The organism is Robertmurraya mangrovi (assembly GCF_034427655.1).
GTDB classification, from domain to species: domain Bacteria; phylum Bacillota; class Bacilli; order Bacillales; family Cytobacillaceae; genus Robertmurraya_A; species Robertmurraya_A mangrovi.
In genome coordinates this window covers 176,981-199,471 of sequence record NZ_JAXOFX010000007.1, presented here as the reverse complement: position 1 = coordinate 199,471, position 22,491 = coordinate 176,981, and the positions used below count along the sequence as shown (strand labels likewise).

Sequence of the window (22,491 nt, the reverse complement as noted above, 5' to 3'; positions counted from 1 at the left end):
GGATAAGTGCTGAAAGCATCTAAGCATGAAGCCCCCCTCAAGATGAGATTTCCCATAGCGCAAGCTAGTAAGATCCCTGAAAGATGATCAGGTAGATAGGTCAGAGGTGGAAGCATGGTGACATGTGAAGCTGACTGATACTAATCGATCGAGGACTTAACCATTTTATTGGTGATTACTCGAATTCTCCTTCTTCAATCATTATCTAGTTTTGAGGGAATAAGAAATTTCCTCTTGAAATCAATTTGATTTTATGTATAATTATAATAGTCTGGTGGCGATGGCGAGAAGGTCACACCCGTTCCCATACCGAACACGGAAGTTAAGCTTCTCAGCGCCGATGGTAGTTAGGGGCTGTCCCCTTGTGAGAGTAGGACGTCGCCAGGCTTTTTTAAACGGAGGATTAGCTCAGCTGGGAGAGCACCTGCCTTACAAGCAGGGGGTCGGCGGTTCGATCCCGTCATCCTCCACCAAGAATTTTTTACGGAACTTAGTGGAGTAAAATCCTTAATTCTCTTTAACTTTTAATCTTAATATGCCGGTGTAGCTCAGTTGGTAGAGCAACTGACTTGTAATCAGTAGGTCGTGGGTTCGACTCCTATCGCCGGCACCATTATTATTTTTGTACGAGCCATTAGCTCAGCCGGTAGAGCAACGAGCAATACTACTTGAATTGCTTCGAGTTGTACCCATCGAGCCGCTTCTTGAGTAATCTTCCTGAGATGGGGACATCGTAGATGCCTGAATTCAGTGAAGAATGAAAGTATAAAGCCAAATATTATTGAGAGCCATTAGCTCAGTCGGTAGAGCATCTGACTTTTAATCAGAGGGTCGGAGGTTCGAGTCCTCCATGGCTCATCAAACTTTTTTTGCAATAGCAAAGGAAGTTTACTTAATTACATTGCGGGTGTGGCGGAATTGGCAGACGCACTAGACTTAGGATCTAGCGCCGCAAGGCGTGGGGGTTCGACTCCCTTCACCCGCACCATATTTGCTCTTCTAGTAAACAATTTACCAAAAATAATGTAACGCGGAAGTAGTTCAGTGGTAGAACACCACCTTGCCAAGGTGGGGGTCGCGGGTTCGAATCCCGTCTTCCGCTCCAAGAAATGCCGGGGTGGCGGAACTGGCAGACGCACAGGACTTAAAATCCTGCGGTAGGTGACTACCGTACCGGTTCGATTCCGGTCCTCGGCACTTAACTTTTTTGCAATAGCAAAAAAAAGTTGTTTTAAAGCGAAAGCTGAAGGTTTATTATGCGCCCGTAGCTCAATTGGATAGAGCGTCTGACTACGGATCAGAAGGTTATGGGTTCGACTCCTTTCGGGCGCGCCATTAGTTATCGGGGAGTAGCTCAGCTTGGTAGAGCACTTGGTTTGGGACCAAGGGGTCGCAGGTTCGAATCCTGTCTTCCCGATCATTAGTACTTTTATATGGGGCCTTAGCTCAGCTGGGAGAGCGCCTGCCTTGCACGCAGGAGGTCAGCGGTTCGATCCCGCTAGGCTCCACTTAGATTTTTTTTCGTAACGTAGTGGAGAAAAAAGAATCTACATTAATTCACTCACGAAACGGAGTGTAGTGAAAAGAATCTTCCTGAATTTTTTAATATTTCATTTTGGCGGTGTAGCTCAGCTGGCTAGAGCGTACGGTTCATACCCGTGAGGTCGTGGGTTCGACTCCCTCCGCCGCTACCAAAATGGACCTTTAGCTCAGCTGGTTAGAGCAGACGGCTCATAACCGTCCGGTCGTAGGTTCGAGTCCTACAAGGTCCACCATTAACATTTTACGGAGGTATACCCAAGTCCGGCTGAAGGGATCGGTCTTGAAAACCGACAGGCGGGTCAAACCGCGCGGGGGTTCGAATCCCTCTACCTCCTCCATTTATTTTACAAAAAAATAATGTTAATACTATTATCGCGGGGTGGAGCACGATCGAATATGCTTCTTCGATTACTCTACAGCGCACCGATTGAGCCACTTCTTGAGATTTTTTCTGAAATCGGGGCGGTTAATCGGAATAGTCTATGCTTAAACAAAGAGCATGTGCAATATGAAATTAATACTATTATCGCGGGGTGGAGCAGTCTGGTAGCTCGTCGGGCTCATAACCCGAAGGTCGCAGGTTCAAATCCTGTCCCCGCAATAATCCATCTTAAGTGGTCCCGTGGTGTAGCGGTTAACATGCCTGCCTGTCACGCAGGAGATCGCGGGTTCGATTCCCGTCGGGACCGCCATTTACGGCTCAGTAGCTCAGTTGGTAGAGCAAAGGACTGAAAATCCTTGTGTCGGCGGTTCGATTCCGTCCTGAGCCACCATTTGAATTTATCCTTATGTAAGACCATGGCGATTGTGGCGAAGTGGTTAACGCATCGGATTGTGGTTCCGACATTCGTGGGTTCGATTCCCATCAGTCGCCCCATTTATAGTAACGCGGGTGTAGTTTAATGGTAAAACCTCAGCCTTCCAAGCTGATGTCGTGGGTTCGATTCCCATCACCCGCTCCATTTGGGCCTATAGCTCAGCTGGTTAGAGCGCACGCCTGATAAGCGTGAGGTCGATGGTTCGAGTCCATTTAGGCCCACCAGTATAGATTATATTATTCCGCAGTAGCTCAGTGGTAGAGCATTCGGCTGTTAACCGAACGGTCGTAGGTTCGAGTCCTACCTGCGGAGCCATATGGGGAAGTACTCAAGAGGCTGAAGAGGCGCCCCTGCTAAGGGTGTAGGTCGGGTAACCGGCGCGAGGGTTCAAATCCCTCCTTCTCCGCCATATATTTGGCCCATTGGTCAAGCGGTTAAGACACCGCCCTTTCACGGCGGTAACACGGGTTCGAATCCCGTATGGGTCATTACAAAAAGAGTTGTTGCTTATGCAGCAACTCTTTTTGTTTATTTCGGAAAATATGACTTAGTATAAAGCACAGAGTTGTTTGGAAGGGAAGGCACTTGACTCCTGCGGGATGGAGAGGAAGGTCGAGACCCCACAGACGGCACGTCGAGGAGGCTTGACTTCCTCCCCGCGGAAAGCGAGTGACTGGACCGGAAATCAACGGACAACCTTACTAAACCCATCAAAGTATGAGAACTAACCTAATAAAACGGGGACTGTGCTCAAAAGTCATTTTTATAATGACTTTTTGAACAGCCCCTTTTTGCTTTTCCTGCAAAAAAATAGTATCCGATATAAGTCCTATCTATAGTCCGCATGTGACTAATAAGTCTGTATGCAGAAATCATACATAACTCCCAAAGCAACAAATTCCAACGAGTTAATCCTCCAATTAAACCTATTCACTCATACAAAAATACTATTATTGTCAAAATATTTTAACCATTCATAAATATCTTTTTTTATTAGTATTACAAAATTTCTTTCATAAATTCCGTTGTAAGTGACTAAAATTTATTATTCAATGAAAAATATTTTTTCTTTCAATTATCAAATTTGTAGAAGAAATTATAGGGGAATGCTGTCGAATGAACGAGAAGTTCAATATTTTCTCCCGACATATAGCAGATTGTTGTAGAAACTGTCTTAAAATTTAAAAAACTTTTACAAGGATATTAAAATACTTCCTAGAATAATACAGGAAAGTGAAAGAAATTAAAGAGTAGGGCGGGGAATAGAGTGTCAGTCGATTTATTGATTCCGACCAATTACCAAGTGCATCTGTTCCATGAGGGGAATTACTTCGAGAGTTATCGGTTGTTTGGAGCACATGTAATTCATACGAATAACAAATTATGCACCCGTTTTTGTGTATGGGCACCAAATGCCAAGAACGTTCAGTTATTGGGGGATTTTAATAGCTGGAACGGAACGGGATACAGTTTTGAAAAATTGAATAACGAAGGAATATGGATGCTCATTGTTGAGCAAGACCTTGAGGGTTCCTATTATAAGTATGAAATCACCACATCAAACGGTGAAAAGTTAATAAAGTCAGATCCATTTGCTTTTTATTCAGAGGTTCGTCCGAATACTGCATCCATTGTATATACACTAGATGGCTATCAGTGGAAGGATCAGCGATGGTTACAAATGAAGAATAGAAAGAAAGTGTACTCTAATGCAATGGTTATTTACGAGTTACATATTGGTTCGTGGAAGAAAAAAGAGGACGGAACGTTTCTGACGTATTGTGAGTTAGCGAATGATTTAATACCATATGTTCTTGATCATGGTTTTACACATATTGAGTTGTTACCTCTTGTTGAGCATCCGCTCGATATTTCTTGGGGTTATCAAGGGACTGGTTATTACTCGGTTACTAGTCGTTATGGGACTCCTCATGATCTCATGTACTTTATTGATCTCTGTCATCAAAATAATATTGGTGTCATTATGGACTGGGTTCCTGGACATTTTTGTAAGGATGAGCATGGACTCCACCGCTTTGATGGTACGTATTTATATGAATACGAAACCGTTATGGATAGAGAAAATTTTACTTGGGGAACAGCAAACTTTGATCTTGGAAAAACAGAAGTACAGAGTTATTTAATATCTAACGCTAGATTTTGGATGGAATACTATCATATCGATGGATTTCGTGTAGATGCTGTATCTAACATTATTTTTTGGCCGAACTCAGAAAACAAAGAGAATACATTTGGTACTGACTTTTTAAAGAAATTGAACAAAACGGTTTTTCATTATGATTCGAGTGTACTAATGATAGCCGAAGATTCTACAGATTGGCCACAGGTGACTGCCCCTATTCATTATGGAGGCTTAGGATTTAATTATAAATGGAATATGGGGTGGATGAACGACATTTTGGATTATATGGAGAGCCATCCTAATGAACGTTCAAAGCTTCACGAAAAAGTAACCTTTTCTCTCATGTATGCTTTCTCGGAGAATTTTGTCTTACCTTTTTCACATGATGAAGTTGTGCATGGAAAGAAATCACTTTTAAATAAAATGCCAGGAGACTATTGGGAAAAATTTGCTCAACTAAGGCTATTACTAGGATTTATGATGGCCCACCCTGGAAAAAAACTGTTGTTTATGGGCTTTGAGTTCGGACAGTTTTCTGAATGGAAGGATAAAGAACAATTAGATTGGAATCTATTAGATTTTGAGATGCATAGGAAGACAAATGATTATGTGAAAGAGTTAATGAAAATTTACAAGCGTTCAAAACCTTTGTTTGAGCTAGATCACCTTTCTGAAGGGTTTGAATGGATTGATGTTCATAACTATAATCAGTCTATTTTCTCCTTTATTCGAAAGGGAAATTTAGAGGATGACTTCTTAGTTATTGTATGTAATTTTAAAAATCACACATATGAAGACTACATAGTGGGTGTTCCAAAAGCAGGGTCATATAGAGAAGTTTTTAACAGCAATGAGATCCAGTTTGGTGGAACTGGAGTAGTTAATAAAAAGGTCATACTCGCAGAAGATAAAGTGTTTCATGGAAAGCCATTTTCAATCAAGATGACAATCCCACCATTTGGGATTTCTATATTACGACCAGTAAAGCATCGGAAGGAGAGGAAGGGTAATGGTAAAGAAGAAGTGCGTAGCAATGTTATTAGCAGGAGGAAAGGGAAGCAGGCTTAGCTCTTTAACTAAAAGTTTAGCAAAACCAGCCGTACCATTTGGAGGAAAGTATAGAATTATAGATTTTACTTTAAGTAATTGTACGAATTCTGGTATTGATACAGTGGGTGTGTTAACGCAATATCAGCCTCTAGTTTTGAATTCATATATCGGTATAGGTAGTGCTTGGGATCTCGATCGCAAAAACGGAGGGGTTACAGTCCTTCCTCCTTATAGTGAATCTTCCGAGGTTAAATGGTATACAGGAACAGCTAGTGCCATTTATCAAAATATGAATTATTTAAAACAGTACGATCCAGAGTATGTGCTCATTTTATCTGGTGATCACATTTATAAAATGGATTATGAACTTATGCTTGAGTATCATATTGAAAAAGGATCAGATGTTACGATTTCGGTTATTGAGGTTCCATGGGAAGAAACTAGTCGCTTTGGGATTATGAATACTAACCAAGATATGAGAATAACCGAGTTTGATGAAAAGCCACAATTTGCCAAAAATAATTTAGCTTCGATGGGTATATATATTTTTAACTGGTCTATTTTAAAGGACTATTTGGAAATGGATGATCGTAATCCTGAATCTAGCCATGACTTTGGTAAAGATGTGATTCCTCTATTATTAGATGAGAAAAAGAAACTATTTGCTTATCCATTCAGTGGATATTGGAAAGACGTGGGGACAGTTAAGAGTCTGTGGGAAGCCAATATGGATCTCCTAGATGAAAACTGTGAACTAAATTTATTTGATTATAATTGGAGAATTTACTCAGTTAACCCTAATCATCCGCCTCAGTATATTTCTCCTGAAGCAGAAGTGACTGAATCCCTCATTAACGAAGGGTGTACAGTTGAAGGTGACGTAGAGAAATCCGTTTTATTTCAAGGGGTAAAAGTTGAAAGTGGTTCAATGGTTCGAGAATCTGTTATTATGCCAGATGCTATTGTAGGGAGAAACTGCTTTATCGAAAAAGCGATTGTACCTTCAAATATGAAAGTACCAGATGGAACAGTGATTAGGGCTTCGACAGAGATAGATGAGATAGTCCTAGTTACAGAAGAGATGTTGAAAGAAATTTATTCTTAATAATAAGCTTAGTACATGTTGATTTTGGGAAATAAGAGATAAAACTTGGGGTGATCTAGTTGAGTAATAAATTACTGGGAGTTATTGATGCTACAACTTATCATGAAGATTTAGAGGAACTGATTCTTCATCGTTCACTTGCTGCGGTACCGTTCGGTGGAAGATATCGTTTAATCGATTTTATATTATCTAATATGGTGAATTCAGGTATTAAAAGTGTTGCTATTTTTCCAAAGTTTCAATACCGTTCACTAATGGATCATTTAGGGTCAGGAAAAAACTGGGATTTAAATAGAAAAAGAGATGGCCTTTTCTTTTTTCCTTCACCGATTATAGATGGTTCAAGTAAGGGAATTGGTTCTTTTAATCATTTTGCCGCTAATATAGATTTTTTCCATAGAAGTACACAAGAGTACGCTTTAATTTCAAATTGTTTTACTGTGTTCAATATGAATTTTAAACCAGTGCTCAAATGGCATGTGAACAGTGGCTGTGATATTACTGAGATTAGAAATAATAGTAAGTCACTCCAAATGTATTTGGTGAAAACTTCTTTGCTAATGGACTTAATCGAAAACCGAGATATGACTGGTTATACATGTATGCGAGATGTTGTAACAGATATCAATCATGCTTATAAACTATGTCACTATGAATATAGTGGGTATGCGAAGCAAATTGATTCCATTCAAGCTTATTACGAAACAAGTATGAATCTCCTTAAACCTGATGTATGGAAACAACTGTTTTTAAAGGATCAGCCTATTTACACGAAAGTAAAAGATGAACCACCCACACGGTATTTAAAGGGTGCTTTTGTACGAAATTCAATGATTGCAAATGGATGTCTCATTGAAGGTAATGTGGAAAATAGCCTGATTTCGAGAGCAGTTAAGATTGGTAAAGGGTCTACTGTGAAAAATTGTATTATTATGCAGAAGAGTCAAATTGGTGAAAATTGTGTGTTAGAATCGGTGATTTTAGACAAGGATGTAAAGATAGAGCCTGGTACTATTATGATTGGTTCTGTTGAGTCACCTTATGTTATACGTAAAGGAACAATACAAGGGGCGTTGATGAAGTCGTGAAAGTATTATTTGCTGTTTCTGAATGTGTTCCATTTATAAAATCAGGTGGACTTGCAGATGTTGCAGGTTCACTTCCGAAAGAATTAAAGAAACTCGGAACAGAAGTTAGAGTCATCCTTCCTAAATATGGAACGATTTCAGAAGAGCTTTTGAAAACAAGCAGTAAGATAGCAGAATTTACAGTGAATGTAGGCTGGAGAAAACAGTATTGTGGAATAGAGGAAGTGACATTTGAGGGAGTTACTTTCTATTTAGTTGACAATGAATACTATTTTAAGCGTAATCAGCTTTATGGGTTCTTTGACGATGGTGAACGTTTTGCCTACTTTAACCGAGCTGTTTTAGAAAGTTTATCACATCTAAACTATTTTCCAGATGTCATTCATTGTCATGATTGGCATACTGGAATGATTCCTTTTTTACTAAGAGTGGAATATCAAAGTCGAAAAGGCTATGAATTTATACGAACGGTATTCACCATTCATAACCTGCAATTTCAAGGCATTATGCCACAAGGGGCTTTAGGAGATTTATTGGGGTTAGAGGATAAATACTTTAATTCTGATCAATTGGAGTTTTATGGACACATCAACTTTATGAAGGCAGCGATTGTGGCAGCAGATAAAATTTCAACGGTAAGCCCTACCTATATGAAAGAAATACAAACAGACTATTATGGAGAAAAGTTGAATGGTCTTCTCGAACGAAGAGCTAGTGATTTAGAAGGCATTGTAAATGGTATAGATGATGAATTTTATAATCCTGATTCAGATTCATATTTGACTAAAACGTATAATCCTACAACATTGAAAAATAAAAGAATAAATAAACTCGATATACAACGTCGATTTGGACTTCCAGAAAAGGATATTCCTTTAATGGTGATGATTACTCGATTAACTCAACAAAAGGGACTTGATCTTGTAAAATGTGTGTTTCAAGAAATCATGTCTGAAGAAATCCAATTTATTGTTCTAGGCACAGGTGACCCTGCCTTTGAAGACTATTTCAGAACGATGGAATATCACTATCCAGAACAGTTTAAAGCGTATATTGGGTTCGATGAAGGCTTAGCTCACCAAATTTATGCTGCGGGCGATATGTTTTTAATGCCTTCTCTATTTGAACCATGTGGATTAGGACAAATGATTGCGATGCGATATGGTTCCATTCCTATTGTCAGGGAAACGGGTGGTCTAAATGATACCGTATACTCATATGATGAGTATTCAGGCAAAGGTAATGGTTTTACTTTTACTAATTTTAATGCCCACGATATGTTGTTTACAATTCGAAGAGCTATAAAGTTCTACCAACAAAAAAGAACGTGGAATAGTCTTGTGAAAAATGCAATGAACATCGACCATAGTTGGGCCCAATCTGCATTTAAGTATAATCACCTTTATGCTGAAATCATTTCCAGGAGTGAGAGTCATGTTTTCTAATAAGACCGAGTTTAAGGAAGTGTTTTTACAAAGGCTTGAGATGACTTGTGGAAAGAGCTTTAAAGAGAGCTCTAAACGAGATCGTTATCAAACATTAGGAAATATGATTCGTGAATATGTTAGTTCTAATTGGATCAAAACAAATGAGAAGTACCGTTCAGCTAAGGAAAAACAAGTGTATTATTTATCTATAGAATTTTTATTAGGAAAGCTTTTAAGGCATAATCTCCTAAACTTAGGGGTTGACCAAGTGGTACAGGAAGGCTTATCAGAACTAGGAATCAATCTCGATGATTTAGAAGAGGTTGAGGCTGATGCAGCTCTTGGAAATGGCGGTCTTGGTAGGCTGGCAGCATGCTTTCTAGATTCCTTAGCCTGCTTAAATCTTCCAGGACATGGTTGTGGAATACGCTATAAACATGGTCTGTTTGAGCAAAAGATTGTCGATGGATATCAAGTTGAATTACCCGAACAGTGGCTACGAAATGGCCATGTTTGGGAGGTTAGGAAAGCAGATTTATCTATTGAAGTCCCATTTTGGGGGAAGGTTGAAACGTTAGAGAAAGATGGGCGTCTTACTTTTAGACATGTAGATGCTGAAACGATTACAGCGGTTCCTTATGATGTGCCAGTTGTCGGTTACAATACTGATACTGTCAATACATTAAGGCTATGGAGTGCTGAGCCATCCCCTTACCTTGTTCATAAAGATATCATGAAATATAAACGAGAGACGGAAGCAGTTTCAGATTTTTTATATCCTGATGACACTCATGATGAAGGAAAAATATTAAGACTAAAACAGCAGTATTTCCTTGTTTCTGCAAGTATTAGATCCATTATACGTGCTTACCGAAAGCAGTTTAATAGAATAGAAGATTTACATGAACATGTAGGGATTCACATTAACGACACTCATCCAGTGCTAGCCATACCAGAACTCATGCGTGTTTTATTAGATGAAGAAAATTTGGGTTGGGAAGAGGCTTGGCATATTACTACTCAAACTATCTCCTACACGAATCACACCACTTTAGCTGAAGCTTTAGAGAAATGGCCCATTAGAATTTTCCAACCATTATTACCAAGAATCTATATGATTGTAAATGAAATCAATGAGCGTTTTTGTCAGCAACTATGGCAGAAATATCCTGGTGAATGGAATCGAATCGAAAATATGGCCATTATTGCACATGATCAGGTGAAAATGGCACATCTAGCAATCGTGGGATCACACAGTGTAAATGGTGTAGCTGAGATTCATACAGAAATATTAAAAAAACGAGAAATGAACTCTTTTTATCAGCTGTATCCAGAAAAATTTAATAATAAAACAAATGGAATTACTCATAGAAGATGGCTGTTAAAATCAAATCCAAAGCTAACAAATCTCATTTGTGAAGGAATCGGGGATTCGTGGATAAGTAAGCCAGATCAACTTTTAGAGCTTGAAGGCTATCAGGATGATCCCGCCTTTTTAGATCAGTTGTTTATGGTTAAACAAGAGAACAAAATCAAGTTAGCTGCTCGTATTAAGGAACAAACCGGAATAAATGTTGATATAACATCTATATTTGACATTCAAGTGAAGCGACTCCATGCATATAAAAGGCAATTACTAAATATTTTACACATTATGTATTTATACAACCGCATAAAAGAAGACTCATCATTTACGATGTATCCACGTACTTTTATCTTTGGGGCTAAGGCGTCACCTGGTTATTATTACGCCAAAAAAATTATTAAGCTGATTAATTCAGTAGCCGATAAAGTAAATAATGATCCTGTAGTAAGAGGACAAATTAGAGTTGTTTTCTTAGAAAATTACCGCGTATCTCTTGCAGAGGAGATCTTCCCAGCAGCAGATGTGAGTGAGCAAATCTCTACTGCAAGTAAAGAGGCTTCTGGTACTGGAAACATGAAGTTTATGATGAACGGGGCTTTAACTGTAGGTACATTAGATGGAGCCAACATTGAGATAAAAGAAATGGTCGGAGATGACAATATTTTTATTTTTGGATTAACTGCGGAAGAGGTATTAGATTATTATCAAAATGGTGGATATCGTTCATTTGAGTATTACCATCATGATAAGAGAATACGCACAGTGGTAGACCAGTTAACGAATGGATTTTTTGAGGACGTTGAAGATGAGTTTGAGATGATTTCAGATTCGCTCATTATGGAAAACGATCAATACTTTGTTTTAAGAGATTTTGCTTCTTATATTGATGTTCAAAAAGAAGTAGGACTAAAATATAAGGATCAGAACCAATGGTTGAAAATGAGTTTGTTAAATATTTCACGTTCGGGACATTTTTCTAGTGACCGGACTATTCAGCAATATGCGGATGATATTTGGAATATTAGGCCAGTGAATAAAAGACCATTAACTAAAAATTAGATCGTACAAAAAAGGCTTCTGCTAACTTAGCAGAAGCCTTTTTTCTAGTGTATAAACATTATAAGAAATAACCTAAGAAAAGACCAATTGATAATAAAAATCCGAAGATTGTATTTGTTTGTGCAGTTGCCTTCATTGCTGGCATCATTTGAATTGGAATGGTTTTACCGATAAAACCTTTCGTGGCCTTAATTGCTTTTGGAGCACTAATTACTACAATGGCTAACCAAGCAGAAGTATATCCCATTAAAATCAGTATGAATACCCAAGTATAGGAAACAATGAACATTCCAGCTAATAAGTAAATAGCCCCATTTCTTCCTAAAAGAATAGCTAATGTTTTGCGGCCAAACTCTTTATCTCCGTCCAAATCACGAATATTATTAGCTAATAGGATCGCACCAACTAAAATCACAATAGGGATAGAAACAAGGATACTTACGGCTGAAACTGTTCCTGTTTGGATGTAAAAAGAAATTAAAATAATCAGCATACCCATAAAGAAACCGGCTACAATTTCACCAAATGGTGTGTAAGCAATGGGAAGTGGTCCACCTGTATAAAAATATCCAGCGGCCATACAAATAAGACCAATTACTGCAAGCCACCAAGAACTATTCATACAAATGTATATTCCTAGTAGAATAGACAGACCATATAGACCAAATGCTAGATTTAATACCGTTTTTGCTCGAACACCATGCCTTACAATGGCCCCTCCGATACCTACGGAGTTTTCATGGTCTAAGCCACGTTTATAATCATAATACTCATTAAACATATTCGTTGCTGCTTGAATTAAAAGACTCGCAATCAACATCGCAAAAAATAAGCCAAAGTGGATATTTGTATCCTGAATGGCTAACGCTGTTCCTAATAAAACAGGAACAAAAGCTGCCGTTAATGTATGGGGTCTAGTTAATTGCCACCAAACTCTCCAATTTTTATTATTTACAGCAGGTGAAGAACTTGTCTGCGTCTGTGGTTGCATATAGTACTCTCCTCCCCTTTATAAAACCTATATATTTATTTAAAACCCTCTAGAGTTTACTACGAAAATCAATGAACTATACAATTTTATTTCGTAATGCGTAAAGAAAGCCCATCTATAAGTGTATGTAAATGAGCAACTAGTGTCAATGACTTTTTGCCCCTATATTAGGGTTCATTTTCCATCTAGGAAGACATGATAGCCAGATGATTCAACGGGCTTGAAGAAGGTAACACTAAAATAAAGTGTAACTACGGAAAACCTTATAATCACCCAAGTATGATTGAAATTTATATAATAAGGAAAATACTAGGGATTATGTGAGTACCTTTGTTGACATGTCTATATCATGAGGTGTATCTTAAAATAAGTTTAGACTGTATTTTGCAATAAACGTATAGTTAGAAACATAAAGAAAGATAATGGTCATACGGCTGTTATTGGGGGGATTTTTTTGGTTACCATTCAAGATACGGAGCTAAAAGAAGGGATCCATGAAGCTATACAGAAAGCGCACAAGCTTTCTACGCCCGTATTAGTCAGTGAGGTCCAAAAAATACATCAAATGGAACCACTTTCTTTTTTCAGAGCGGGAAAAGAGAGTTTTTTTGGTGAACGTTTTTTTTGGAAAGACCCTTCTGATAACATTTTTCTAGTTGGTTTAGGAATATGTAAACAAATTCAAACGGATCAGGATTCTGGCCGCTTTTTTCATGTTGAAAAAGAGTGGAAGCGTTTTACCGAAAATGGTTTAATTTTTAACAAATATAAAGAAGCAGCAACTGGCCCTATTATGTTTGGAGGGTTTTCATTTGATCCTCAAAAAACAAAAACTGATTTATGGTCAAAGTACTCAGATACCCTTTTTCATATACCTAAATATTTACTTACAGTAATTAATAATGAAACCTATTTAACAACGAATGTAATTTGCACTCAACATGATAATGAATCATTAGTTGAAAGAATTGTGAATGAAAGACTGTCGCTGCTTTCATTTATTGGCAAACCAAACTTTAGTGAAAATACTTTAGAAAAGAAACTAGAGATTAATCCGGAAGAGTGGAAACAATCAGTAACCGAGCTAGTTCAAGATTTGAAAACTGGGTCGTTAAAAAAGGCAGTTCTAGCTAGGGAATTGCGATTGGTTTTTAAGGATACCCTCTCAATTGAAACCATTGTATTCAATTTATTAAAGGAACAGCCTCGAAGCTTTATTTTTGCTTTTGAATCAAATGGTGATTGTTTTGTAGGTGCCTCTCCTGAAAGATTGGTCAAAAAAGAAGGAGAAGATTTGTTTTCTACCTGTTTAGCTGGTTCGATTGCCCGTGGTGATACAGACAATTTAGATGAGGAGCTGGGTAATCAACTCCTAACGGATGAGAAAAACTTATCCGAGCATCAGTTTGTTGTGGATATGATTAAGGAAGCGATGGAACAGGTATGTACAGAAGTTCATCTTCCCGAAAGACCAGCTTTAATGAAGATGAGAGATATTCAACACCTTTATACACCAGTTATAGGAAAAGGAAGCAAATCAAGCTCGTTATTACAGTTAGTTAATCTCCTTCATCCTACCCCTGCCCTTGGTGGTCTACCGAAAAAAGAAGCGGTTGAAAAAATTAGAGAAGTAGAAGAATTAGACCGTGGTTTTTATGCTTCACCACTTGGTTGGATGGATTATGAGGGAAATGGGGAGTTTATAGTCGCTATTCGCTCTGGATTAATTCAAGGAAGAGAAGCTTCACTTTTTGCAGGATGTGGAGTAGTTGCAGATTCTAATGCTGAAAGTGAATATCAAGAAACGAATATTAAGTTTCGTCCTATGCTTTCCGCGCTTGGAGGAATGGATAAATGAATCATCAGGAAGCTTTAACTTCATATATTGCAGCATTTGTTGCTGAATTAGTACAAACGGGGGTCAAGGATGTTGTTGTTAGTCCTGGCTCTCGTTCTACTCCTATGGCCATGATAATGGCAGAACATCCAGATTTAAATGTACATATACATGTTGACGAAAGGTCAGCTGCTTTTTTCGCATTAGGAATGGCGAAAGCATTAGGAAAACCTGTGGCTATCCTATGTACATCAGGAACAGCAGCGGCTAATTATTACCCTGCTGTTATCGAGGCGTATTACTCTAGAGTGCCACTAATCGTACTGACGGCTGATCGTCCTCATGAATTAAGAGATGTTGGTGCTCCGCAAGCAATTGATCAAATACATCTTTATGGTAAAAATGTAAAATGGTTCGTTGAGATGGCTCCACCGGAAAGTACGAAAGAGATGATTCGCTATGCTAGAATGGTCTGTGCTAGAGCAGTTGCAACTACTCACGCAGCTCCTTCTGGCCCGGTACATTTGAACTTTCCTTTTCGAGAACCTTTAATTCCGAATTTAGATAAAGAAGATCTATTTGACTTTCCTGAAAGGCTTGAAGGTTATGTAGATATCGAACAAGGTTCTTTATCTTTGAATGAGGATCAATTTAAAAAGTTGGCCGCTAGCTTAGCGAGTTATTCAAATGGACTTATCATTTGTGGGTCTATAGAAGATGAAAAGTTTGCTCAAGCTGTAACATCATTTGCCGAGACGATACAATTCCCAATCTTAGCGGATCCTTTATCCCAATTAAGAAGTGGAAAACACGATCTTACTAATATTATTGATACATATGATACTTTCCTTAAAAATGAGCATGCTAAGACTTCATTAAAGCCTGATATTATTATTCGTTTTGGTACGATGCCAGTATCGAAACCATTATCCATCTTCCTAAAAGAAAATGAAAATATCGATCAATGGATTATTGATGGTGGACAAGGTTGGCGTGATCCATCTCTTCTTAGCACCCATATGATTTATTGTAATGAAACCATTTTCTGTAACTCTTTATCAAATTTGGTAGCTAAAAAGTCTTCTTCCTCTTTTCTGAAAAAGTGGATCGAAGTAAATGCTTTTACAAAAGAGAACCTGAGCCGGATTAATGATACTGATGAAATAAGTGAAGGTAAGTTGTTTTATCAATTAATTGATTTACTTCCTCATGGGGCTACCCTTTTTGTGGGGAACAGTATGCCTATTAGGGATTTAGATACTTTTCTTTATTCTAATAATAAATCCATAAAGATTATGGCTAATCGTGGAGCGAATGGTATTGATGGAATCGTTTCAACTGCTTTAGGTGCAGCGATGGTCCACCAACCCTTCTACTTAGTATTAGGAGACTTAACTTTATTTCATGACTTAAATGGCTTAATAGCATCTAAGCTTCTTAACATTGATATTAACGTCATTTTAATAAACAATAACGGTGGAGGCATTTTTTCGTTTCTTCCTCAGTCCCAACATCCTAAAAATTTCGAATTATTATATGGTACACCATTGAACCTAAATTTCAATCATGCTATTACTATGTACGATGGTCAGTATGAGCTTTGCTCTGATTGGGCACATTTTACTTCCTCTTTCGTGCAAAATATGAAGAATCCTGGTTTAAAAGTAATTGAAATTCCGACAAATCGTGACAAGAACCTGACTGAACATCGAGAATTGTGGAATGCTGTTTCCCAGGAAATAACTAGTCGATTTGTGAATGGTGAATGGGAATGAACTTTGTCATAGACGGCATTCGCTACCATGTCGACATCATTGGAGAAGGTTTTCCCCTAATTTTATTGCATGGTTTTACAGGAAATACTAAAACCTGGTCACCGTTTCAAGAAAAATGGGGAAAACATTCAAAAATCATTGCTGTCGATATTATTGGTCATGGTGGGACAGAGTCTCCTACCAGTGTCGATAGGTACAATATGATGTCAGTGGTAAAGGATTTGTCTTTGCTTATGGACATGTTGAATATAGGAAAAGCCGATTTTCTTGGCTATTCTATGGGAGGAAGGCTGGCTCTTTCTTTTGCTATGGCCCATCCTCATAAGGTCAGGAAGCTAGTTTTGGAAAGTGCAACTCCAGGAATTGATACAGAAGCAGAACGACTGACTCGAATCGAGCAAGATCGAAAATTAGCTGAATTTATTATCGAAAGAGGAATGACGGAGTTTGTAGATTACTGGGAAAACATTGGTCTATTTCAAAGTCAAAAAAGTTTACCTGACCATACACAAGCTCGAGTAAGGACGCAAAGGTTAGAGAATTCTATTATTGGTTTATCTAACAGCCTACTTGGAATGGGAACAGGATCTCAACCTTCAAGGTGGGAACAACTGCACTTATTGACAAATGAGACTTTGTTAATCACTGGTTCACTCGACAAAAAATTCTGCGAAATAGCCGCAAAGATGACTCAAAAGATAAAAAATGTCGAGTGGGTTAATATTAAAGAGTGTGGCCATGCAATTCATGTGGAAGAAAGTGAAAAGTTTGGTACAATAGTAAGTAGGTTTTTGTCGAAGTAGTATTTGTAGGCTAGAATGCTTGTTTCCGCTTACATTAGGCAAAGACTTTATAATAAATTTTACAAGGAGGATTTTGCTATGACAGTAGAATGGGTAGCTGAACGTAAGTATGAAGATATTTTGTATGAAACATATAACGGAATAGCAAAAATTACAATTAACCGTCCTGAAGTACATAATGCATTTCGTCCAAAGACAGTAATGGAATTGATTGATGCTTTTGCTTATGCACGTGATGACGCTAATGTTGGTGTTATCGTGTTAACAGGAGCTGGAGATAAAGCGTTCTGTTCTGGTGGAGACCAAAGTGTTCGTGGACACGGTGGGTATGTTGGAGAGGACCAAATTCCTCGATTAAACGTGTTAGATTTACAACGTCTAATCCGTGTTATTCCAAAACCAGTTGTCGCAATGGTTAAAGGATATGCAATTGGTGGAGGACACGTGTTACACATCGTATGTGACCTAACAATCGCAGCAGATAACGCTATTTTCGGACAAACTGGACCAAAAGTGGGAAGTTTCGACGCTGGTTATGGTTCTGGCTATTTAGCGAGAATTGTCGGACATAAAAAAGCTCGCGAAATTTGGTTCCTGTGCCGTCAATATAATGCTCAAGAAGCATTGGATATGGGACTAGTAAACACAGTAGTTCCTTTAGATAAAGTGGAAGAAGAAACAATCCAATGGTGTAATGAAATGCTAGAGAAGAGCCCTACAGCTTTACGTTTCTTAAAAGCAGCATTTAATGCTGATACAGACGGATTAGCTGGGATTCAGCAATTTGCTGGGGATGCTACATTACTTTACTATACAACGGATGAAGCAAAAGAAGGTCGTGACGCTTTCAAAGAAAAGCGCAAGCCTGACTTTGGTCAATTCCCACGTTTCCCTTGATTTGAAAAGATACAAAACAGCTTGATGGGCGACCGTCAGGCTGTTTTTTTACAGAAATAAAACATGCTATTTAAGTTTATTCAAGTGAATTAGTTATTAAATTGAAAAGAAGGTGTAGTATTTGAATTCAATTCAAATGCCTAATTTTTTTACTAAAAGGGTACATCTTACTCCCAACCGTCCGGCAGTAAAGTTTGGACAAAAGGAATGGACGTTTAAGGAACTTTATGATTTAGCTTATAAGGCAGCTGGTCACCTACAGGGTGCTAATGTTGAAAAAAAGGATTACATAGCTGTTTTACTTAAAAATCATATCGATTCTGTTGTAGTCCTGTTAGCTCTTCAACTAATTGGGACAAAGGCTGTTATATTAAATAATCGCTTGACTGCAGAAGAACTACTCTACCAGCTAAACGATTCTCAAGCGAGTTTATTAATTTCAGAAGATTCTTTTCAGGACACTTTAAATAGTGTAAAAAAGGGTTCGAATATTAATTTAATCCTAAAAGAAGAATTAGATGAAATACCGTATCAAATCCCACTTATTCAAGAGGAAATTGATTTGGACGATATTTGTACCATTATGTATACTTCTGGTACGAGCGGTAATCCAAAGGGAGTTAAGCAATCTTACGGGAATCATTGGTGGAGTTCGATCGGTTCCGCGTTAAATCTAGGGATTACAGAAAATGATTGCTGGCTTTGCACAGTCCCTCTATTTCATATTAGTGGCTACTCGATTTTAATGAGGAGTATCATTTACGGTATGAAAGTGGTCCTACATGAAACCTTTGATGAAAAGGCAGTTATCCACGATATTGATGAAGAACGTGTTACCATCATGTCCGTTGTAAGTATCATGCTATCTAGAATTATAGAAACTTTGGGCGAAGAAAGACTTCCTGCTTATTTTAGATGTATGTTACTTGGTGGTGGACCTGCACCATTACCGTTATTGGAGAAATGTACTTCCAAAGAGATTCCTGTTTACCAAACTTATGGGATGACGGAAACAGCTTCACAATTTGTTACTCTTTCACCAGAATACAGTTTGAAAAAACTAGGTTCAGCTGGAAAGGCACTTTTTCCTTCACAATTGAAGATTGTTGATTCCCTAGGAAATGAACTGCCACCAAATGAGTCAGGGGAAATCGTTGTAAAAGGTCCCAATGTTACGTCAGGTTATTTAAATAAAGATCATCAAATGACGGAAGGCTGGTTCTTTACAGGTGACATTGGATATTTAGACAACGAAGGTTTTTTGTTTGTACAAGATAGAAGATCAGACTTAATTATTTCAGGGGGTGAGAATATTTATCCTGCCGAGATTGAAGGAATTCTTCTATCACACCCTAATATTATAGATGTAGGGGTCATAGGAAAAGAAGACGAAAAATGGGGGCAAGTCCCGGTTGCATTTATTGTCACCAGTACAGGTACAGATTTAGATGACAATCAAATAATGCAATATTGTAGTGAAAAGCTAGCAAAATATAAGGTTCCTAAGCAAATTTTTTATTTAAAAGGACTACCGAGAAATGCCTCTAAAAAGTTGCTAAGAAGAAAGTTACATGAATGGTTATAGAAGTGAGTTTTACTAGCGTAGGTGTGCCTTTACTTTTTCACAAGGAAATATCTAAGATAAAGTGGTGAATGTTTAATGAATCCATTTACTGAACGAGTAGTTACAATTATTAAGAGCATTCCACCAGGACATGTGATGACCTATGGACAAATCGCCAAATTGGCTGGAAGTCCAAGAGGAGCAAGACAAGTTGTACGAATTCTCCATTCCATGAGTGAAAAATATAACCTTCCTTGGCATAGAGTCATTAATTCTAAAGGGGAAATCGGTTTTAAAGACGAAGCATCCATGTTTGAACAAATAACAGCTCTTGAAAATGAAGGGATAGAATTTAAATTAGGTAATAGAATTCACCTAGTAAAGTATATATTTGATCCGGATATAAATAAGTAGAAACGCTTGGGAAAGTAGATTCCAAGCGTTTTACTCTGGTTTTGGTTCTTCCGATTTCTGCTGCTGGAGGTAACGTTTGTCGTTCATGAACAAGCTCCAAAAATAGAAGAAACCAGGAAAGAGAATGGCAAAGCCCGCAATATAGGTGGCAAAAATAGCTCTGAACGAATTAGGATCAGTAAAAGCAGATTCAATCGTAACCTCGGGATAAACAATGTATGGTAGATGCCCTCTACCATATACGAGGCTTGCAATTAAATATTGAATCGTTACGGCTATCACTGATAACCTAGGCATTCCTTTCGGCCCTCCAGTGATGGATGGAAGGAATAACCCTAAGCCGCCAATTAAGAAAAAAACAACAGATGAGATTAACAATGGAAAGTTCCCCATCATATTTTCGTAAAGCCAAGGTGCTTCTGCTCGAATAGTCAACATAATCACAAATGCCATAATGAGAGAAACGGGACCGAGTAAAATAGCATCCCGTCGATAGACATGATAGGCTTCCCATTCTTCAGCACTTTTAGAGTAGTCTGCTAATAAAAGAGAAGACAAAAATAGAGTACTACTAATTCCAAATCCTATAAAAGCATAGGTATTTGCGCTAGTAAATAATTTGACCAAATCAAGCGTTTGTCTTCCATCAGAAAAATCAATATAGTTTCCGTGTGTAATAGGTAAAACAGCAATTAATAGACCAGGAATGATAATACCTGTTATTCCAGAGATATAAGTAAGTGGTTTCCTATATTCTTCTGCGATATTTGAAAATACTAAAAAGGCACTTCGAATGGCCAATAATAATAAAATCATACTTCCCGGAATTAATAGAACAGTTCCGAGAGTGTAAGCAGCAGACGGAAACAAGCTATAAACCGCAACAACGAGTGCAACAATGAAAGTATTTGTTACTTCCCAAGTAGGAGACAAATAACGGTTTGCAATGTTCGTTGCCTTTGTCTTCGTACGATTAAAATAAATCATGGACCAAAAGCCAGCTCCGAAATCCATTGTGGCCATAACTGCGTATATAAAAACAAAACCCCATAGAACGGTAATCGCTAACAGAGCATCAGCCATTTCTTTTCAACTCCTTACCTATAGCTGTAAGTGCTTGATTGTTGTTATCGTATAAGGTACGTCTCCAAAGGGTAAATACATCCACATAGAGTGAAGTTTAGGAAAAGGCTACGTATTCGATCCGTACAATGGTAATCCCTTTTGTTCGGCCCGATTTAAATCGTCCATTACGGTGTTCTTTTTGAAGTAATAAAGTAGTACAAGAACGACAACTACACCTAAAATGGCATACACAGCCGCGAACAACATAAATAAGACACCTAAGTTTGTTGCAGTTGTAGCTGCATCAGCTGTTAAGAGTGTACGGTAGATGACCCATGGTTGACGTCCAGAGCATGCGAATACCCAACCAAATTCAATAGCTAGAACTGCTAGAGGGCCTGATGCAATAAATGCCCACATAAATAGCTTAGGGAAACGGTCTTTCTTTAAAATTTTGGTCCAGGCCAATCCTGCAAAAGCAAGCATGATTAAATATGTACCAATAAAAACCATTCCATTAAAAAGTGTGTGTACGAACAATGGTGGCCATTCTTTTTCGGGCCATTCATTTAAACCAAGTACAACCGTATCAAAGCTATTACCAGCTAGGAAACTTAAAGCCCAGGGGATATGAATAGCCCACTTCACCGTTTCACTTTCACGGTCGGTAAAACCTCCAACAACTAATGGAGCATGGGACTGAGTTTCAAATAGCCCCTCCGCTGCAGCTAATTTCTCAGGTTGATATTCATGAAGATACTGTGCAGCTTCATGTCCGTTTATAGCTGTTACTAATGAGAAAATGCCACCAACGACTAAACTAACCATAAGAGCTTTTTTATGGAAATTATAAATTCGAGAACCAAAGTCAGATCTTAACATTTTAAAGGCAGCAACAGAGGCAATGACAAAGGCACCTGTCGTATAGGCTGAAACAGCCACGTGAGTAGCGGTTACAAAAAAGCTAGGGTTAAAAAAGGCAACCCATGGATCGACATTGGTTATTAATCCATTCTCCATAGTAAAACCTCTTGGAGTCCCCTGCCATGCATGAACGTTTGTAATTAGTACAGCTGAAGCCAAAGCCCCTAAAGCAACTAATACTAGACTAGAAATCCTAGCCCAAGGGGGAATCCGCTCAGCAGCATAAACATAAATGGACATAAATAACGCTTCAATAAAGAAAGCATAAATTTCAATTTGGAAAGGTAAAGCCATAACGACACCTAGTACTTCCATAAAGCCAGGCCATAATAAGGAAAGTTGCACCCCGGCAATTGTACCTGTTGGAATTCCGACTCCTAATAAAACGGCAAAGGCTTTCGTCCATCTTTTAGCCATAACCACATATTCTTGATCTTTCGTTTTTTGGTATAACAATTCTGCCGTTAACATCATAAGTGGCAGACCAACACCAATGGTAGCAAATATGATATGGAATCCCATGGTTGTACCAAAGAGTGAACGGGCTATCAGTAAATCATCCATCATAATCGTCCCTTCAGATATTCTCACTTTTGTTAGTGTTATCCAATTTATAATAAATA

At 38.2% G+C, this 22,491-nt stretch carries 14 protein-coding genes, 21 tRNA genes and 2 rRNA genes; 34 read left to right on the top strand and 3 right to left on the bottom strand.

Features of this window, described 5'->3' with window-relative positions:
* From SM124_RS12910 to SM124_RS12775, 28 genes are all read left to right on the top strand, one after another.
* Positions 1-164: ribosomal RNA gene (locus SM124_RS12910) — 23S ribosomal RNA — on the top strand; the annotation flags it as partial.
* Between the two features lie 106 nt (positions 165-270).
* A 5S ribosomal RNA gene (gene rrf, locus SM124_RS12905) occupies positions 271-387 on the top strand.
* 10 nt (positions 388-397) lie between these two features.
* Positions 398-473: transfer RNA gene (locus SM124_RS12900), tRNA-Val, on the top strand.
* Between the two features lie 64 nt (positions 474-537).
* Positions 538-613: transfer RNA gene (locus tag SM124_RS12895), tRNA-Thr, on the top strand.
* A gap of 172 nt (positions 614-785) precedes the next feature.
* A tRNA-Lys gene (locus SM124_RS12890) sits at positions 786-858 on the top strand.
* A gap of 45 nt (positions 859-903) precedes the next feature.
* A tRNA-Leu gene (locus SM124_RS12885) sits at positions 904-988 on the top strand.
* A 42-nt stretch (positions 989-1,030) separates the two neighbouring features.
* Positions 1,031-1,105, top strand: a tRNA-Gly gene (locus SM124_RS12880).
* Between the two features lie 6 nt (positions 1,106-1,111).
* Positions 1,112-1,197, top strand: a tRNA-Leu gene (locus SM124_RS12875).
* A 61-nt stretch (positions 1,198-1,258) separates the two neighbouring features.
* Positions 1,259-1,335 (top strand) — tRNA-Arg (locus SM124_RS12870).
* Positions 1,336-1,343: 8 nt separating this feature from the next.
* Positions 1,344-1,417: transfer RNA gene (locus SM124_RS12865), tRNA-Pro, on the top strand.
* 18 nt (positions 1,418-1,435) lie between these two features.
* Positions 1,436-1,508, top strand: a tRNA-Ala gene (locus SM124_RS12860).
* A gap of 109 nt (positions 1,509-1,617) precedes the next feature.
* A tRNA-Met gene (locus SM124_RS12855) sits at positions 1,618-1,694 on the top strand.
* Positions 1,695-1,698: 4 nt separating this feature from the next.
* Positions 1,699-1,775, top strand: a tRNA-Ile gene (locus tag SM124_RS12850).
* A 12-nt stretch (positions 1,776-1,787) separates the two neighbouring features.
* Positions 1,788-1,880 (top strand) — tRNA-Ser (locus SM124_RS12845).
* A gap of 189 nt (positions 1,881-2,069) precedes the next feature.
* Positions 2,070-2,143, top strand: a tRNA-Met gene (locus tag SM124_RS12840).
* 15 nt (positions 2,144-2,158) lie between these two features.
* A tRNA-Asp gene (locus tag SM124_RS12835) sits at positions 2,159-2,234 on the top strand.
* Positions 2,235-2,239: 5 nt separating this feature from the next.
* Positions 2,240-2,315, top strand: a tRNA-Phe gene (locus SM124_RS12830).
* Positions 2,316-2,343: 28 nt separating this feature from the next.
* Positions 2,344-2,419: transfer RNA gene (locus tag SM124_RS12825), tRNA-His, on the top strand.
* 11 nt (positions 2,420-2,430) lie between these two features.
* Positions 2,431-2,504 (top strand) — tRNA-Gly (locus tag SM124_RS12820).
* 3 nt (positions 2,505-2,507) lie between these two features.
* A tRNA-Ile gene (locus SM124_RS12815) sits at positions 2,508-2,584 on the top strand.
* Positions 2,585-2,600: 16 nt separating this feature from the next.
* A tRNA-Asn gene (locus SM124_RS12810) sits at positions 2,601-2,675 on the top strand.
* Between the two features lie 3 nt (positions 2,676-2,678).
* Positions 2,679-2,769, top strand: a tRNA-Ser gene (locus tag SM124_RS12805).
* 7 nt (positions 2,770-2,776) lie between these two features.
* Positions 2,777-2,848, top strand: a tRNA-Glu gene (locus SM124_RS12800).
* A gap of 779 nt (positions 2,849-3,627) precedes the next feature.
* On the top strand, positions 3,628-5,571 hold the full coding sequence (glgB, locus tag SM124_RS12795) for a 1,4-alpha-glucan branching protein GlgB (RefSeq protein ID WP_322446929.1): 1,944 nt from the start codon (positions 3,628-3,630) through the stop codon (positions 5,569-5,571).
* Positions 5,513-6,658, top strand: coding sequence for a glucose-1-phosphate adenylyltransferase (locus SM124_RS12790; RefSeq protein WP_322446928.1), 1,146 nt, complete (start codon positions 5,513-5,515; stop codon positions 6,656-6,658). Before glgB ends, SM124_RS12790 begins: the two co-directional genes overlap by 59 nt.
* 59 nt (positions 6,659-6,717) lie before the next feature.
* The gene (locus SM124_RS12785; RefSeq protein ID WP_322446927.1) at positions 6,718-7,746 is read left to right on the top strand and encodes a GlgC family sugar phosphate nucleotidyltransferase; all 1,029 of its coding nucleotides are present in this window, start codon (positions 6,718-6,720) and stop codon (positions 7,744-7,746) included.
* Complete coding sequence (gene glgA / locus SM124_RS12780; protein WP_322446926.1) at positions 7,743-9,191, top strand: glycogen synthase GlgA; 1,449 nt, start codon at positions 7,743-7,745, stop codon at positions 9,189-9,191. Before SM124_RS12785 ends, glgA begins: the two co-directional genes overlap by 4 nt.
* Entirely contained in the window at positions 9,181-11,598 is a 2,418-nt protein-coding gene (locus SM124_RS12775) for a glycogen/starch/alpha-glucan phosphorylase (protein ID WP_322446925.1), read from the top strand. The genes glgA and SM124_RS12775 overlap by 11 nt, the downstream gene beginning before the upstream one ends.
* A gap of 58 nt (positions 11,599-11,656) precedes the next feature.
* Here the strand turns inward: SM124_RS12775 and SM124_RS12770 are convergent, their stop codons facing one another.
* Positions 11,657-12,589, bottom strand: coding sequence for a 1,4-dihydroxy-2-naphthoate polyprenyltransferase (locus SM124_RS12770; protein WP_322446924.1), 933 nt, complete (start codon positions 12,587-12,589; stop codon positions 11,657-11,659).
* 454 nt (positions 12,590-13,043) lie between these two features.
* Here SM124_RS12770 and SM124_RS12765 point away from each other — a divergent pair, with 454 nt between their 5' ends.
* From SM124_RS12765 to SM124_RS12740, 6 genes are all read left to right on the top strand, one after another.
* Positions 13,044-14,447 (top strand): isochorismate synthase, encoded by a 1,404-nt coding sequence (locus tag SM124_RS12765; RefSeq protein ID WP_322446923.1) that lies wholly within the window; start codon positions 13,044-13,046, stop codon positions 14,445-14,447.
* Positions 14,444-16,201, top strand: a complete 1,758-nt coding sequence (menD, locus tag SM124_RS12760; RefSeq protein WP_322446922.1) for a 2-succinyl-5-enolpyruvyl-6-hydroxy-3-cyclohexene-1-carboxylic-acid synthase — start codon at positions 14,444-14,446, stop codon at positions 16,199-16,201. The genes SM124_RS12765 and menD overlap by 4 nt, the downstream gene beginning before the upstream one ends.
* Complete coding sequence (gene menH, locus SM124_RS12755; RefSeq protein ID WP_322446921.1) at positions 16,198-17,004, top strand: 2-succinyl-6-hydroxy-2,4-cyclohexadiene-1-carboxylate synthase; 807 nt, start codon at positions 16,198-16,200, stop codon at positions 17,002-17,004. The genes menD and menH overlap by 4 nt, the downstream gene beginning before the upstream one ends.
* Positions 17,005-17,082: 78 nt before the next feature.
* On the top strand, positions 17,083-17,901 hold the full coding sequence (menB, locus tag SM124_RS12750) for a 1,4-dihydroxy-2-naphthoyl-CoA synthase (protein WP_322446920.1): 819 nt from the start codon (positions 17,083-17,085) through the stop codon (positions 17,899-17,901).
* 136 nt (positions 17,902-18,037) lie between these two features.
* A complete protein-coding gene (locus tag SM124_RS12745; RefSeq protein ID WP_407691406.1) occupies positions 18,038-19,486 on the top strand; it encodes an o-succinylbenzoate--CoA ligase in 1,449 nt (482 codons plus the stop codon).
* 75 nt (positions 19,487-19,561) lie between these two features.
* Complete coding sequence (locus tag SM124_RS12740; protein WP_322446918.1) at positions 19,562-19,879, top strand: MGMT family protein; 318 nt, start codon at positions 19,562-19,564, stop codon at positions 19,877-19,879.
* A 30-nt stretch (positions 19,880-19,909) separates the two neighbouring features.
* On the opposite strand, the gene SM124_RS12735 is transcribed toward SM124_RS12740, so the two are convergent.
* Positions 19,910-20,962: a cytochrome d ubiquinol oxidase subunit II gene (locus SM124_RS12735; RefSeq protein ID WP_322446917.1), complete on the bottom strand. Its 1,053-nt coding sequence runs from the start codon at positions 20,960-20,962 to the stop codon at positions 19,910-19,912.
* Between the two features lie 108 nt (positions 20,963-21,070).
* Entirely contained in the window at positions 21,071-22,432 is a 1,362-nt protein-coding gene (locus tag SM124_RS12730) for a cytochrome ubiquinol oxidase subunit I (protein WP_322446938.1), read from the bottom strand.
* Positions 22,433-22,491: the final 59 nt, after the last annotated feature.

Coding starts and splice junctions, on each gene's coding strand:
- SM124_RS12790 (WP_322446928.1), top strand. CDS start 5,513: ATGGTAAAGAAGAAGTGCGTAGCAATGTTATTAGCAGGAGGAAAGGGA.
- SM124_RS12775 (WP_322446925.1), top strand. CDS start 9,181: ATGTTTTCTAATAAGACCGAGTTTAAGGAAGTGTTTTTACAAAGGCTT.
- SM124_RS12770 (WP_322446924.1), bottom strand. CDS start 12,589: ATGCAACCACAGACGCAGACAAGTTCTTCACCTGCTGTAAATAATAAA.
- menD (WP_322446922.1), top strand. CDS start 14,444: ATGAATCATCAGGAAGCTTTAACTTCATATATTGCAGCATTTGTTGCT.
- menH (WP_322446921.1), top strand. CDS start 16,198: ATGAACTTTGTCATAGACGGCATTCGCTACCATGTCGACATCATTGGA.
- menB (WP_322446920.1), top strand. CDS start 17,083: ATGACAGTAGAATGGGTAGCTGAACGTAAGTATGAAGATATTTTGTAT.
- SM124_RS12745 (WP_407691406.1), top strand. CDS start 18,038: ATGCCTAATTTTTTTACTAAAAGGGTACATCTTACTCCCAACCGTCCG.
- SM124_RS12740 (WP_322446918.1), top strand. CDS start 19,562: ATGAATCCATTTACTGAACGAGTAGTTACAATTATTAAGAGCATTCCA.
- SM124_RS12735 (WP_322446917.1), bottom strand. CDS start 20,962: ATGGCTGATGCTCTGTTAGCGATTACCGTTCTATGGGGTTTTGTTTTT.
- SM124_RS12730 (WP_322446938.1), bottom strand. CDS start 22,432: ATGGATGATTTACTGATAGCCCGTTCACTCTTTGGTACAACCATGGGA.